Origin of the sequence: Myxococcus sp. MxC21-1 (assembly GCF_032612255.1) — a bacterium.
In the GTDB taxonomy this organism is placed as follows: Bacteria; Myxococcota; Myxococcia; order Myxococcales; family Myxococcaceae; genus Myxococcus; species Myxococcus virescens.
Map to the genome: position 1 here is coordinate 7,345,114 of NZ_CP123278.1, position 13,692 is coordinate 7,358,805.

At 69.6% G+C, this 13,692-nt stretch carries 7 protein-coding genes and 2 pseudogenes; 6 read left to right on the forward strand and 3 right to left on the reverse strand.

Features of this window, described 5'->3' with window-relative positions; genetic code table 11:
* The first annotated feature begins 92 nt into the window (after window positions 1-92).
* From QEG98_RS32665 to QEG98_RS32675, 3 genes and pseudogenes are all read left to right on the forward strand, one after another.
* A pseudogene (locus QEG98_RS32665) lies at window positions 93-2,983 on the forward strand (2-oxoglutarate dehydrogenase E1 component).
* Window positions 2,973-4,172: a 2-oxoglutarate dehydrogenase complex dihydrolipoyllysine-residue succinyltransferase gene (odhB, locus tag QEG98_RS32670; protein ID WP_141621519.1), complete on the forward strand. Its 1,200-nt coding sequence runs from the start codon at window positions 2,973-2,975 to the stop codon at window positions 4,170-4,172. The pseudogene QEG98_RS32665 and the gene odhB overlap by 11 nt, the downstream one beginning before the upstream one ends.
* A 157-nt stretch (window positions 4,173-4,329) precedes the next feature.
* A complete protein-coding gene (locus QEG98_RS32675; RefSeq protein ID WP_011555986.1) occupies window positions 4,330-4,536 on the forward strand; it encodes a cold-shock protein in 207 nt (68 codons plus the stop codon).
* A 103-nt stretch (window positions 4,537-4,639) separates the two neighbouring features.
* Here the strand turns inward: QEG98_RS32675 and QEG98_RS32680 are convergent, their stop codons facing one another.
* A complete protein-coding gene (locus QEG98_RS32680; RefSeq protein ID WP_316564057.1) occupies window positions 4,640-6,844 on the reverse strand; it encodes a DPP IV N-terminal domain-containing protein in 2,205 nt (734 codons plus the stop codon).
* Window positions 6,845-6,964: 120 nt separating this feature from the next.
* Between QEG98_RS32680 and QEG98_RS32685 the strand changes: the two genes are divergently transcribed.
* Complete coding sequence (locus QEG98_RS32685) at window positions 6,965-7,741, forward strand: hypothetical protein (RefSeq protein ID WP_316564058.1); 777 nt, start codon at window positions 6,965-6,967, stop codon at window positions 7,739-7,741.
* 13 nt (window positions 7,742-7,754) lie between these two features.
* Here the strand turns inward: QEG98_RS32685 and QEG98_RS32690 are convergent, their stop codons facing one another.
* Entirely contained in the window at window positions 7,755-9,539 is a 1,785-nt protein-coding gene (locus QEG98_RS32690) for a BamA/TamA family outer membrane protein (RefSeq protein ID WP_316564059.1), read from the reverse strand.
* A gap of 292 nt (window positions 9,540-9,831) precedes the next feature.
* On the opposite strand from QEG98_RS32690, the gene QEG98_RS32695 reads away from it, so the two are divergent.
* Window positions 9,832-10,938 (forward strand): endonuclease, encoded by a 1,107-nt coding sequence (locus tag QEG98_RS32695; protein ID WP_410477877.1) that lies wholly within the window; start codon window positions 9,832-9,834, stop codon window positions 10,936-10,938.
* A gap of 187 nt (window positions 10,939-11,125) precedes the next feature.
* On the opposite strand, the pseudogene QEG98_RS32700 reads toward QEG98_RS32695, so the two are convergent.
* A pseudogene (locus QEG98_RS32700) lies at window positions 11,126-11,803 on the reverse strand (ABC transporter substrate-binding protein); the annotation flags it as partial.
* A 269-nt stretch (window positions 11,804-12,072) separates the two neighbouring features.
* On the opposite strand from QEG98_RS32700, the gene QEG98_RS32705 reads away from it, so the two are divergent.
* The gene (locus QEG98_RS32705; protein ID WP_316564061.1) at window positions 12,073-13,686 is read left to right on the forward strand and encodes a serine/threonine-protein kinase; all 1,614 of its coding nucleotides are present in this window, start codon (window positions 12,073-12,075) and stop codon (window positions 13,684-13,686) included.
* Window positions 13,687-13,692 lie beyond the last annotated feature (6 nt).

The window sequence follows — 13,692 nt, forward strand, 5'->3', positions numbered from 1 at the left end:
CGGGTGCGGCTTATCAGCCAGCGGGAGGGCGCTACAAAAGGCGCTGCTAAAACCCCCCAACGGGGCGCCCATCCAGTAAAAGACGACACGCCATGGCGAATTTCCAGGACACGTTTCTTTCCGGCGCCAACATCGACTTCATCGAGGGCCTCTACGCCCGTTATCTGGAGGACCCCGCCAGCGTGGATGCAAGCTGGCGGGAGGTCTTCGACCGCAGCAACGGCGCCGGACGACCCATCTTCAGCACCCGGCTGCTGGAGCCCGTAGCGGCTCCAGCGGCGGCCAAGGGGGCGGCAAGGGCGCCGCGTCCAAGGCCCAGGTCGCGCCGGCGCCGCAGCCCGCCCCGGTGGCCGCGCCCGGCCAGTCCGTCCAGGACATCTCGCTGCAGGCGCGCGTGGACCACGTCATCTTCGCCTTCCGCCTGCGCGGCCACCTGCGCGCGAAGCTGGACCCGCTCGGCCGTCCGCGCCCGGCGCTGGCGCACGTGGCGGATGTGGCCCTGGTGGATGACAGCCACTTCACCGACGCCGAGGTCCAGCAGCTCGTGGAGACCAATGGCGTGTTCGGCGAGCAGCGCGTGCGCCTGACGGAGCTGCTGGCGCGCCTGCGCCGCACGTACACGGACACCATCGGCGTCGAGTACATGCACATGCTCGACAGCGAGCGCCGCCGCTGGCTGATGCACCGGATGGAGTCCAACGAGAACCGCACCGACTTCTCCCCGGACGAGTGCCGGCACATCCTCACCAAGCTGTCGTACGCGGAGGGCTTCGAGCACTTCCTCCACACCAAGTACGTGGGCGCCAAGCGCTTCAGCCTGGACGGCGGCGAGGCGCTCATCCCCATGCTGGACGCGCTGGGCGAAGTGGCCACCGGCATGGGCCTGAGGGAGATCGTCATCGGCATGGCCCACCGCGGCCGCCTCAACGTGCTGACGAACATCCTGGGCAAGCAGCCGGATCAGATCTTCAGCGAGTTCGACGGTCCCCGGAACCCGCAGGACTACCTGGGCCGCGGCGACGTGAAGTACCACATGGGCTTCTCGTCGGACCACACCACGCGCCAGGGCCGCAAGCTGCACCTGTCGCTGGCCTTCAACCCCAGCCACCTGGAAGCGGTGGACCCGGTGGTGGAGGGCCGCGTGCGCGCCAAGCAGGACCGCGGCGGCGACACCGAGCGCACCAGCGTGATGCCGCTGCTCATCCACGGCGACGCGGCCTTCATCGGCCAGGGCGTGGTGGCGGAGACGCTCAACCTGTCCGGCCTCAAGGGCTACACCACGGGCGGCACGGTCCACATCGTCATCAACAACCAGGTCGGCTTCACCACCGACCCGCACGACTCGCGTTCGTCGCTCTACTCCACCGCCATCGCGCAGATGCTGGACATCCCCATCTTCCATGTGAACGGGGATGATCCGGAGGCCTGCGTCCACATCGCGAAGCTGGTGGCCGAGTACCGCCAGACGTTCAAGTCGGACGTCGTCATCGACCTGGTCTGCTACCGCCGCTACGGCCACAACGAAGGTGACGAGCCCTCGTTCACGCAGCCGGCGATGTACGACATCATCCGCAAGCACCCGACGGTGCGCACGCTCTACGCGGCGAAGCTGGCGGAGCAGAACAAGATTCCGGCCGAGGAGTCGGAGGCCATCAAGCAGCGCTGCCAGCAGGAGTTCGACGCGGCGCTCACCCGCGCGCGCCAGGAGAGCCAGTTCAAGGAGCCCAGCGCGCTGGAAGGCCTGTGGAAGCCCTACCAGGGCGGCTCGCTGAAGAGCGCGCCGGACGTGTCCACCGCGGTGGACAAGCAGGTGCTGTGCGATGCGCTGCGCAAGCTGTCCACGCTGCCGGAGGGCTTCAACGTCCACCGCGACGTGGAGCGCACCGTCATCAAGAAGCGCCTGGGCATGCTGGACAGCGGCGAGCTGCAGTGGAGCGAGGGCGAGTCGCTGGCCTACGCCACGCTGCTCTCCGAGGGCTACAACATCCGCATCACCGGCCAGGACAGCGAGCGCGGCACGTTCAGCCACCGCCACGCGGTGGTGCACGACGTGAAGACGGGCGAGAAGTTCGTCCCGCTGCGCCAGTTCGTCAGCGGCAAGGGCAAGAACGGCTTCCACGTCTACAACAGCCCGCTGTCGGAGATGGGCGTGCTCGGCTTCGAGTACGGCTACAGCCTGGACGTGCCGGACGGTCTGACGGCCTGGGAAGCGCAGTTCGGCGACTTCGGCAACGGCGCACAGATCATCATCGACCAGTTCATCGCCGCCGGTGAGAGCAAGTGGCGCCGCCTCAGCGGCCTCACCCTGCTGTTGCCGCACGGCTACGAAGGCCAGGGCCCGGAGCACTCCAGCGCGCGTCTGGAGCGCTTCCTGGACCTGTGCGCCGAGGACAACATCCAGGTCTGCTACCCCACCACGCCCGCGCAGATCTTCCACCTGCTGCGCCGCCAGGTGCTGCGCCCGGTGCGCAAGCCGCTGGTCATCATGTCGCCCAAGAGCCTGCTGCGCCGGCCGGAGGCCACCAGCAAGGTGGAGGAGCTGGCCACGGGCACCTTCCAGGAAGTCATCCTGGACCGGGTGGACCCGGCGGGCGTGACGCGGCTGCTGCTGTGCAGCGGCAAGGTGTACTACGACCTGGTGAAGGCGCGGGACGAGCGCAAGGACGAGAGCATCGCCATCGTCCGGCTGGAGCAGCTCTACCCGTTCGCCTCCGACGTGCTGGCGGGGCTCATCGCGAAGATGCCGAAGCTCGCCGAGCTCCTGTGGGTGCAGGAAGAGCCGCGCAACGCTGGCGCGTGGCACTTCATGTTCCCCCGCCTGCACGACCTGGCCTCCACGCAGTCGAAGCAGCAGGTGAAGATCGGCTACATCGGTCGCGCCGAAGCCGCCAGCCCCGCCACGGGCTTCCCCAAGACGCACGAATACGAGCAGCAGCTCATCATCGAGGAAGCCATCCTCCGAGGGACCAAGAATGGCCGTTGAAATCAAAGTGCCCCCCCTGGGCGAGTCCATCACCGAAGCCGTCGTCGGCAAGTGGAACAAGAAGCCGGGTGACGCCGTCACCGCCGACGAGCCGCTCGTCGTCCTGGAGACCGACAAGGTCACCATCGACGTGCCGGCCCCGTCCGCGGGCTCGCTGTCCAGCATCGCCTTCAAGGAGGGCGACAAGGTCCGCGTGGGCGAGGTGCTCGGCCTCCTCGAGGCAGGCGCCGGCGCTCCCGCCGCCAAGCCCGCCGCCGCGGCTCCGGCTCCTGCCGCCGCGCCCGCTCCCGCCGCCGAGGCGCCCGCCGCGTCCGACGCGCGCTCCACGCCCACCGCGCGCAAGGTGGCCGAGGAGAACCGGGTGGACATCTCCCAGGTGAAGGGCAGCGGCGCCGGTGGCCGCGTGCACAAGGACGACGTGCTGGGTCAGCTCAACCGCCCGGCCACGCCCGCCGCCCCGGCGCAGCCCGCCGGCCCCCGCCCGAACGCCGCCCGCGAGGAGCGCGTGCGGATGACGCCGCTGCGCAAGCGCGTGGCCGAGCGCCTCATCCAGGCCCAGTCCACCGCCGCCATGCTCACCACCTTCAACGAGGTGGACATGGGCGAGGTGATGGCCCTGCGCAAGAAGTACAACGACAAGTTCCAGCAGAAGCACGGCGTGAAGCTCGGCTTCATGAGCTTCTTCATCCGTGCCTCCGTCGAGGCCCTCAAGGCCTTCCCGCAAATCAACGCGGAGATTGACGGTGAGGACGTCATCTTCAAGCACTACTACGACATCGGCGTGGCCGTCAGCGGCAGCCGCGGTCTGGTGGTGCCGGTGGTGCGCAACGCGGACAAGCAGGGCCTGGCGGAGTTGGAGAAGTCCGTGGGCGAGCTGGGCACCAAGGCGCGCAATGACAAGCTGGCCCTGGCCGACCTCCAGGGTGGCACCTTCACCATCACCAACGGCGGCATCTTCGGCTCCATGCTGTCCACGCCCATCCTCAACCCGCCGCAGACGGGCATCCTGGGCATGCACAACATCGTCGAACGCCCCGTGGCCCGCGACGGCCAGGTCGTGATTCGGCCCATCATGTACATCGCGCTCACCTACGACCACCGGCTGGTCGACGGCCGCGAGGCCGTTCAGTTCCTGGTGCGCGTGAAGGAGTGCATCGAGGACCCGGAGCGGCTGCTCCTGGACGTCTGACTTCAGGCCCGGCATCCGGGCAAGACTTGCATTCCGGGCGGCCGGCTGGACTTCCAGCCGGCCGTTTCACTACAACTGGGAGTGTCTCCCGGTTGTCGGGGGGCGGGAAGAACGGGCGGCTCTCCTCGCGCCGCCCCGCAAGACTGAAGGACGTGCAATGGCAACCGGTACCGTGAAGTGGTTCAACGACGCGAAGGGCTTTGGCTTCATCACCCAGGACGGCGGCGGTGAAGACGTGTTCTGCCACCACACCGCCATCAACATGGACGGCTTCCGCACCCTGGCCGAAGGCCAGAAGGTGGAGTTCGAAGTCACCCGTGGCCCCAAGGGCCTCCAGGCGCAGAACGTCCGCGCCGCCGGCTAACGCGTCCGTCAGCCACTCCCTCCGGACTGGCCGATGACAAGAGGCCCGGCCCCACCACCTGGGGACCGGGCCTCTGGTTTTTCAAGCCCTGGGGCCGCGCGGCCTACAGGTTGCGCTTGAAGTGGTCCATGACGCGCTCCCACTGGCGCTCGGTGACGAGCGGGTCGGGCACCATGTGCGTCAGGCCGCTCAGCGGCAGCAGGTCATGCGGCTTGCCGGCGCGGAAGAGCGCGTCACTCAGCTTCAGCGTGTGGAAGAAGTAGACGTTGTCGTCCGCGGTGCCGTGGATGAGCAGCAGCTTGCCCATGGGCTTGTCCTGCTTCGCGTACGTGAGCAGCGAGCTCTTCTCGTAGGCCTCCGGGTTCTGCTGCGGCACGCCCAGGTAGCGCTCGGTGTAGTGGGTGTCGTAGTCCAGCCAGTCCACCACGGGGGCGCCGGCCACGCCGGCCTTGAAGACATCCGGGCGCTTGAGCACGGCCAGCGCGGACATGTACCCGCCGAAGCTCCAGCCGGAGATGCCCACGCGGGACAAGTCCAGCTCCGGGACTTCCTTGGCCAGCGCCTGGAGCGCGGCGACCTGGTCCTCCAGCGTGACGCCGGAGAAGTCGCCCTTCACCTCGCGCTCCCACTTCGCGCCGCGCAGCGGGGTGCCGCGGCCGTCAATCTTCACCACGAGGAAGCCCTGGTCCGCCACCCACTGCGACATCAGGTGCGCGGCCATGCTCTTGTGGACCACGGTGGTGGTGGGGCCGCCGTACACCTCGACGATGACGGGCAGCTTCTTGCCGGGCTTGAAGTCGCGCGGGCGCACCAGGGACGTCCAGAAGCGCTCGGGACCCACCTGCCGCTGCTCCACGTTGGGCGTGTAGGGCGGCTCCTTCGCCACCGAGGGCAGCTCGCCCACGGTGGTTCCGTCCGCGCGCACCACCTGCACCTTGGGCATGGACTTGAGGCCCTGGCCATTCATCACCATCAGCCCGCCGCTCTTGGACACCGAGCCCGACTCGATGTCGAGCCCCGTCGTCACCTTCTCCGGCGCGCCACCGGCCTTCACGCGCCACAGGTGGCTCTGCGTGGGGTTGGGGCCGCCGTTGAAGTAGAGCGTGTCATCCTTCTGGATGTAGCGCGCCAGCGAGCGGAAGCCCGCGTCCGGCTTCACCAGGGTGCGCACCCGCGCGCCGTCCGCCTTGCGCAGCTCCACCTCCGGGCCGCCGTTGCGCTCCGTGTACCAGAGGAAGCCGCTGCCATCCTCCAGCCACAGCGGGAAGACCTGCTCCAGGTTGAGCCAGGCGGCGTCCTGCTCCGTCAGCAGCTCCCGCGACTTGCCCGTGCGCGGGTCCACCGCGAGCAGCTTCTGCTCGGTCTGCTCCCGGTTCTGCACCAGCGCGGTGAGCGGACCGCCCTTGGGCCACGTCACGGTGGCCAGGTACGGGTACTTCGCCGCGTCCCACTGCGCCCACACGGTCTTCCCACCGGTGACGGGGGTGATGCCCAGGCGCACCTTGGCGTTGGCCTTGCCGGGGCGCGGGTACGCGAAGTCCTCGCCGCCGCGCTCGGGGTGCATCACGTCGACGATGGTGAGCTTCTCCACCTCCGTCGTGTCCGCCTCCGTGTACGCGATGGACTTCGCGTCCGGGCTCCACCAGTAGCCGGTGAAGCGCCCCATCTCCTCCTGGGCGACGAACTCGGCCACGCCGTGCGACTTCGCCTCGGTGCCGCCCTTGGTGACGCGCTGCTCGCGGTTGGCGGCCACGTCGATGCGGTACACGTCGTGGTCCCGCACGTAGGACACCTGCTTGCCGTCCGGGGAGAAGCGCGGATCCAACGTGCCCGGGCCCGTCTTCAGCTCCGTCACCTTGCCGCTGGCGCGGTCCACCACGTAGAGGCGGCCGGACAGGGGCACCAGCAGCCGGTTGCCGTCCTCGGACACCTGGTAGCTGGTGAAGCCCCGGGCGCTGACGCGCATGCGCTCACGGCGGGCCTTCTCCTCGGGGGTGAGCGTCTCCTCGGCGCCCTTGAGGATGGCCTCGGGGGTGAGCAGCTCCTGCGTCTGCCCGCTCTCCACGTCGAATGCGTAGAGCGTCTGCACGTTGGACGTGGGCTGGGTGCGCAGGAAGAGGATGCTCTTCTCGTCGGGGGAGATGCGCACGCCGCCGGGCCGGCCGCTCATGAAGCGGCGCGTCTCCGAGAACTGGCGCAGGAAGGGGTCTTGCGACCGCTGCGTCTTGGACATGGTCAGGGGCTTCTGCTCCTGGGCGGAGGACGAAGCGCTCGCAAGCAGGAGCGCGGCGGTGAGGACGTGGCGCATGCGTCGTCGAATCCCCGCGGGAAGGGCGGGGCTCCTTTCGTGGAAAGGTGCGGGACAGCCTACACTCGGCGGCCTCGCGGCCGGAGCAAACGCCTGGCGTGCTGGAGGATTCCCGACGCAATGGAAACGGAAGACGACGCCCCGCGGCACCTGCGCCTGGCCGGCATCATCCGACTGGGCCTGGGCGGAGGGCGTGGCCCCCGAGACGCCTACGTGTTCGACCCGCACCGGCTCGCCCTCCCCGCCTGGGCCTGCGCCCTGGGCGACACGGAGGGCCCCGCCCTGCTGGTGACGCTGGACCGGCACCTGGACACCGTGATGCCCCGGGCCCCCGCGGCCGTGCCGGACCGGACGGCCGGGCTGCGCGCGCTGGATGAACATGCCCGCTGGGCGCTGGACGTGCGCAACTACGACCACATCCTCGCGGCCATGGAGGCGGGGCTGGTGGGAGACGCGCTGCTGATTGCCCGCACCCGCCCCCGCGGCGCCTTCACGGGGGACACCTACGTGGACACGCGGGGCCGCGCGCACCGGCTGGTGGCGGTGCCCACCGTGGACCGGGCGGCGGAGGCCTACAGCCGCCCTGCCCCCGGCGACGCCGTGCGCGACGTGCTGGACGCGGCAGGCCGGGTGCTGCTGGACGTGGACCTGGACTGCTTCACGTCCCTGAGCGACGCGGACCCGACGACGGTGCTCCCCTGGCCCCGGCAGGTGATTCGCGAGTTCCTGCTTCCAGAGGACTCGGAGCCCTTCTGGGACGCGGTGCTGCGAAAGACGGTGGCGCTGACGCTGGCGCGCGAGCCCCACCACTGCGGCGGGCTGCTCGCGTCCGGGGACTTGTTCCAGGACGCGGCCCAGGTGCTGTTCCGGGAGCTCTTGCGCACCGAGCCCCCGTGAGCCACGCCGTGCGCTACAGCGGCGTCTCCATGAAGTTGGGCCGCACGTCCGTCATCTGCCCGCCCGCGAAGGAGAAGCGGCTGCCCACCGGCGGCCGGGCGTCATTGAGCACGTAGCCGAAGTCCACGCGGAAGGGCAGGACGTTGAACTGCGGGAAGAGCAGCCGCAGGCCCATGCCCACCGTGTGCACCATGGCGGGCTGGTCATTGAAGGCGCTGCCCGCGTCCCAGAAGAGCACGCCGCCCAGGTGCACCGTCTTCACGACGATGGGGCGGCTTCGGTACTCCAGGTTGAAGAGCAGGAGCCGCCGGCCGGAGTACGCATCCGCGCCCGCGCCGCGCAGGCCGTTGGCGCCGCCCAGCAGGTGGATGCGGTCGAACAGGTCGTCGATATTCACGTCCAGCAGCCCGCGCGCCACGAAGCGCCCGCCCAGCACCTTGGGCGACACTTCAATCAACTCCGCCGCCCAGCGCCGGTTGGTCCACGCGCCCCCAGGCCCCAGCGGCCGGCGGACGGCGCCCGACAGGGAGGCGGTGGTGAGCGTGTCCCCCAGCCGCAGGCGGTAGCGCAGCGCCAGCCCACCTTCGACGAAGTGGCTCTGCTCGCCAAACACCGGCGGCGCGTAGCGCAGGGTGGCCGCCACCCAGTGGCCCATCTGGAAGTCTTCGGCCAGGACGTACGAGTCCACGTCCCGCAGCACCTCGTAGCGCGCGTCGAAGGCGCGCAGGCTCAGGCCGACGTAGCCGGCGTCCTCGGCGCGCGGCAGGTAGTTGCGGTTGAACCACTCCGACTGCTCCGGGGACAGGCCGGACGCCAGCGGCGCGCCGTAGGCGTAATGGTAGGCCCCCACCGTGCCGCCCACGTTCCACTTGTAGCGGGTGCCCATCGAGCGCGTGTACGAGAGGCCGCCCACCACCTCTTCGGTCCGGTAGATGTAGGGCACCGCGGGCCCGCCCGGGAATGGCAGCTGCCAGATGGACGCGCCCCGGTAGACACGGCTGGTCTCCACGTTCCAGGACACGGAGGCGCTGGCGCTCCACGGCGTGGACAGCGAGTACAAGGGCCGGCTCACCGCGAAGTTGCCGCGCGAGCCCTCCGTCTTGCCCGTCTCCCGCCCTTGGATGACGGCGATGGACTCGCTCAGCGACCAGCGGCTGCCCAGCACGCGCGGGTCGGTGTAGCTCTGCCCCAGACTGAGGGTGTCCTGCCGCAGCACGAAGTCCACGGCGATGCGCTTGCCGCGCCCCAGGAAGTTCTGCTCCGTGCCCTGCAACTTCAAGTACTGGAGCAGCGAGCCCACCGCCGCGAAGTCACTGTTGAGCCGCAGCGACCAGATGTCCTTGGTGACGGCCATCAGCGCCACCGAGTCCGGCGTGCGCCCCTTCACCGCCACCAGGCGGACCATGGAGAACAGGCGCAGCCCGCGCAGGTTGCGCGCCGTCTCCTGGGCGAGCACCTCCGAGTACGGCGCCCCCACCTGGAGCAGCACCTCGCGCCGGACGACGTCGTCCCGCGTCCGGGCATGGAAGATGTTGAGGAAGTCCGGGAAGGGGTCGATTGCGGCCACCACGTCCTCGGTGGCCACCAACACCTCTTCCAGAATCTTGCCCTCCGGCGCCGGCTCCAGCACCCGTCCATGCCGGGCCAGGGCCTCGTCAATCAGCGCGTCCTCGTAGTTGTCGATGGCCGACGCGAGCCCCTGCGCCGGCGCGTCAGACGACGCTTCCGACGAGGAAGGCGCGGCCGCGAGAAACGTGGCGACGAGCAACACAGGCAGCGAAAGCGGCACGCAAGGCATCCTGTCATGAGCCGCGGCATTGCCCCCTGGACAATGCCGCGCTCTGTCACATCGCTGGATTTCCAGCTTTCACGGTCGCGTCGAAAATATACATGGGGGAAGCAACCGCGAAGCCCACTGGGTGGATAATGACGGCATGACCAGCGTCGTCGGCCCCCGCCGCTCGCCCCTCCTCGCTCGCCCGACCACCGAAAACGCCCGTGAGACGACGTCCTCCCCCCGGACGACCGCCTCCGCGGCCACCAGCTCGTTCCAGCCCGCGCGGCCGGGACTCGAGGGCACAACGCCTTCGATGCTGACGAAGCTCGGCGCAGTCTTCGTTCCCCAGACGCCCACCGCGACGCAGGCGGCGGCTTCCCACCCGAAGGCCGCGGCCGGTACACGGGCGGCGTCGCTGGTCCACAGCACGACGCCCAACGCGGACATCAAGGACCACACCACCATCGAGAGCACCATCGACGTCCCCGAGGACGCCACGGTGGAGTCGCTCAAGCTCAACCTGGACATCGAGCACACCTACCGGGGCGACCTGAAGGTGACGCTGACCTCGCCGTCCGGCAAGAGCGCGGTGGTGTCGAACCGCAAGGGAGGCTCGTCGGATGACCTGACGGGCGCCTTCGACCTGTCCGCGTTCAAGGGCGAGCCCACGAAGGGCACCTGGACGCTGGAAGTGCAGGACGTGGCGCGCGGCGACACCGGCACGCTGAAGTCGTGGGGCCTGGACATCGCCCCGCAGACGCCGGTGACGGAGCCCGAGGCGCCGGAAGAGCCCGAAGGTGGCCTCTTCGAGGGCCTGCGCGACGGCGCGCTGCTGGACGCGCTCCAGGATTACTCGTCCGGCAAGAAGGTGGTCAGCTACAACGAGGCCCGCCGGCTGATGTTCTCCAGCCTGGACGTGAACGAGAACGGCAACGTCGTCTGCGTCTACACGGGCGCCGAAGTCAAAGGCGGCAAGATTCCCAACAACTCGGTGATGAACACCGAGCACACCTGGCCCCAGTCGAAGGGCGCCACGGGTGCGGCGAAGAGCGACCTGCACCACCTCTACCCCACCGACAGCAAGGCCAACTCCCGCCGCAGCAGCTTCCCGTTCGGCGAAGTGGTCAACGTGCGGTGGAGCCAGAACGGCGCCAAGCTGGGCACCGACGCGCGCGGCAACATGGTCTTCGAGCCGCCCGACGCCCACAAGGGCAACGTGGCGCGCGCGATGTTCTACTTCTCCGCCACCTACAACAAGGCCATCCCCAGCGACGAGGAGGCGGCGCTCAAGGCGTGGAACAAGCTCGACACGGTGGACGCCGCCGAAATCGAGCGCAACCGCCGCATCGCCACCATCCAGGGCAACTCCAACGCCTTCGTCGAGGACTCGGCGCTCGCGGACCGCGTGAAGGACTTCTAGGCCCCCGCGGAGCGCAGTTCCCCGCGCGCAGGGGCGGCAGCTTCTCGCCCCGCGCCACCGCCGCGACGATTTTCGCCAGCCGGTCCACGCCGTCCGACAGGGCGGCTGGCCCCGGCTGGAGGATGAGCGAGCTCTTCACCTCGTAGAGCTGGTCATCCACCACCGCCCGGACCCCGGTCCACCCGGGGCGGGCGACGATTTTCTCCCGCTTCGCCTTGCGCCCGCACCAGCTGGCGATGACGCCCTCCGGGTCGCGCCGCGCCACCTCTTCCGGCGCGAAGATGCGGCCCTGCGCCCCCTGCGACGCGCGCGACTCCCGGCACACGTCCACGCCGCCCACCAGCTCCACCAGCTCCGAACACCAGCGGATGCCGGAGATGAGCGGCTCATGCCACTCCTCGAAGAAGATGCGCGGCCGGCGTGGAAGCGACTCCGCCGCGTCCGCGTGCCGCTCCAGGTTCGCGGTCAGCTCGGTGGCCAGCGCCTCCGCGGCCTCCGGCCGCCCCACCAGCGCGCCCGTCAGCCGCACTGACTGCAGGATTTCCGCGAGCGAGCGCTGGTTGAACAGGTAGACGGGCACGCCCCGCTTCGCCAGCTCGCGGCCGATGTCCGCCTGCAAGTCGGAGAAGCCCAGCACCAGGTCCGGCTTCAGCTCCAGGATGCGCTCGAAGTTCGCGTCCAGGAACGAGCTGACCCGCGGCTTCTTGCGCGCCTGGGGCGGACGCACGGTGAAGCCGGACACGCCCACCACCAGCGCCTCCGCGCCCAGGCGGTAGAGCACCTCCGTCGTCTCCTCGGTGAGGCACACGACGCGGCGGGGATAGGGCGGCGCACCGGAGAGCAGCTCGGACAGGCGGGCATTCATACGGGGCCGCACCCTAACGCGGCCACCGCCGCGCTACGTGTCCGTAGCACGCGTCCGCGCGCGTGGACCGGGCTTTCTCCGCACTCCCAGTCACGCCACGGCGCACGTGTGTCACCTGTGAAACGTTGTCGCGCCCGAGCCGGATTCTCGGCCGGTGGCGCACTGCGCCAACCCGGCAGGTCGCTTGGGAGGTGGACGATTGCAGTGTTAGCATCTGCCCTCATGTTCGACCGGCGTGTCACGTGCCTCACCGGTCGGTGGGGGCAGTCATGATGGAGAGCAACGCCCCGACGAATGGCGCCCCCCCCGACGTCGCGGACCCGATGCTGGGCCGGGTCCTGAACGAGCGCTTCCGCATCCTGGAGACGCTTGGCGCCGGAGGCATGGGCCGCGTCTACAAGGCCGTGCAGTCACCGCTGGACCGGCTGGTGGCGCTCAAGGTGCTCAACCCGCAGTACGGAGAGGGCAAGGACCCGGGCTTCCAGAAGCGCTTCTTCCTGGAGGCCAGCGTCACCGCGAAGCTGCGCCACCCGAACACCGTCACCGTCATCGACTACGGCAAGACGGAAGACGGCATCTACTACATCGCCATGGAGTACCTGGAGGGGCTGACGCTGGGCCAGCTCCTCACGCAGATGGGTCCGCTGCCGTGGCCGCGCGCGCTCAACATCACCCAGCAGATCGCCCGCTCGCTGCGCGAGGCGCACAAGGTCGGCCTCATCCACCGCGACCTCAAGCCCGCCAACGTCATGGTCCTCAATCAGGAGACGGACCACGACGTGGTGAAGGTGCTCGACTTCGGCCTGGTGAAGTCCTTCATCGGCGACGCGGCGCCCGTGTCACAGGACACGTCCATCACGCAGGCGGGCATCATCCTGGGCTCGCCGCAGTACATGGCGCCGGAGCAGGCGCGCAACATCGCCGACCCGCGCAGTGACGTGTACAGCCTGGGCGTGGTGCTCTATCAGATGCTGATGGGGCGGCCGCCCTTCCTGGCCGCGCAGAGCATCGACGTCATCGTCAAGCACATCAACGAACTGCCGCCCGCCTTCGGCTCGCTCTACCCCAACCATGGCATCCCCGGAGAGGTGGAGGCCCTGGTGATGAAGTGCCTCGCCAAGACGCCACCGGAGCGCTACCAGTCCATGGACGAGGTGATGGAGGCCATGCGCCGCACCATGTCCACGGTGGGCGTCAGCGGCGCCTTCAGTGGCGCACGCTTCGCGGGCGCGGGCATCAGCGGCGTCGGTGGCAGCGGCCCCATCAGCGGGCCCCACGGAAGTGGCCCCCACGGCGCGGCCGGCTCCGGTCCCGCCACCGTGGCGCTGGACATCTCCGTGGAGGAGGCGCCGGTCAAGGGCCGCAAGCCGCTGGGGATGATCCTCGGCGGCGGCGCGCTGCTGGTGGGCCTTGGCGTGGCCCTGATGGTGGCGATGCGCCCCACCCAGCCCATCGTCCCTCCGCCACCGCCCGCCACCGCCCAGGCCGTGCCCGAAGCCAACGCGCCCGAGGCCGCCCTCCCGCCCGCGGAGTCCGCGGTAGGTGCGTCCGACGAGGAGCTGGCCCTGGCGCCGCTGAGGCGGCCCACCGTGGAGCCGGTGCGCTTCCTCATCGTCAGCGACCCCATGGGCGCGCGCGTGACGTACCAGGGGAAGGACCTGGGCGAGACGCCCCTGAACCTCGAGGTGGTACCAGGTGCGGGCGGCGTAGCGGAAGCGGCGCTGACCTTCACCCTGGACGGCTACCAGCGCGCCCGCGCCGTCGCCAGGGGCGCGGGCCCCGAAGAGCGCTTCACGCAGAAGCTCCAGCCCAAGAAGAAGGCGAGCACGCGGCCTGGAAAGGCCCCAGACTCGTCGCCCTACAAGGACGACCCGTACAATTGAAAACCC

Coding starts and splice junctions, on each gene's coding strand:
- odhB (WP_141621519.1), top strand. CDS start 2,973: ATGGCCGTTGAAATCAAAGTGCCCCCCCTGGGCGAGTCCATCACCGAA.
- QEG98_RS32675 (WP_011555986.1), top strand. CDS start 4,330: ATGGCAACCGGTACCGTGAAGTGGTTCAACGACGCGAAGGGCTTTGGC.
- QEG98_RS32680 (WP_316564057.1), bottom strand. CDS start 6,844: ATGCGCCACGTCCTCACCGCCGCGCTCCTGCTTGCGAGCGCTTCGTCC.
- QEG98_RS32685 (WP_316564058.1), top strand. CDS start 6,965: ATGGAAACGGAAGACGACGCCCCGCGGCACCTGCGCCTGGCCGGCATC.
- QEG98_RS32690 (WP_316564059.1), bottom strand. CDS start 9,539: ATGCCTTGCGTGCCGCTTTCGCTGCCTGTGTTGCTCGTCGCCACGTTT.
- QEG98_RS32695 (WP_410477877.1), top strand. CDS start 9,832: ATGCTGACGAAGCTCGGCGCAGTCTTCGTTCCCCAGACGCCCACCGCG.
- QEG98_RS32705 (WP_316564061.1), top strand. CDS start 12,073: ATGATGGAGAGCAACGCCCCGACGAATGGCGCCCCCCCCGACGTCGCG.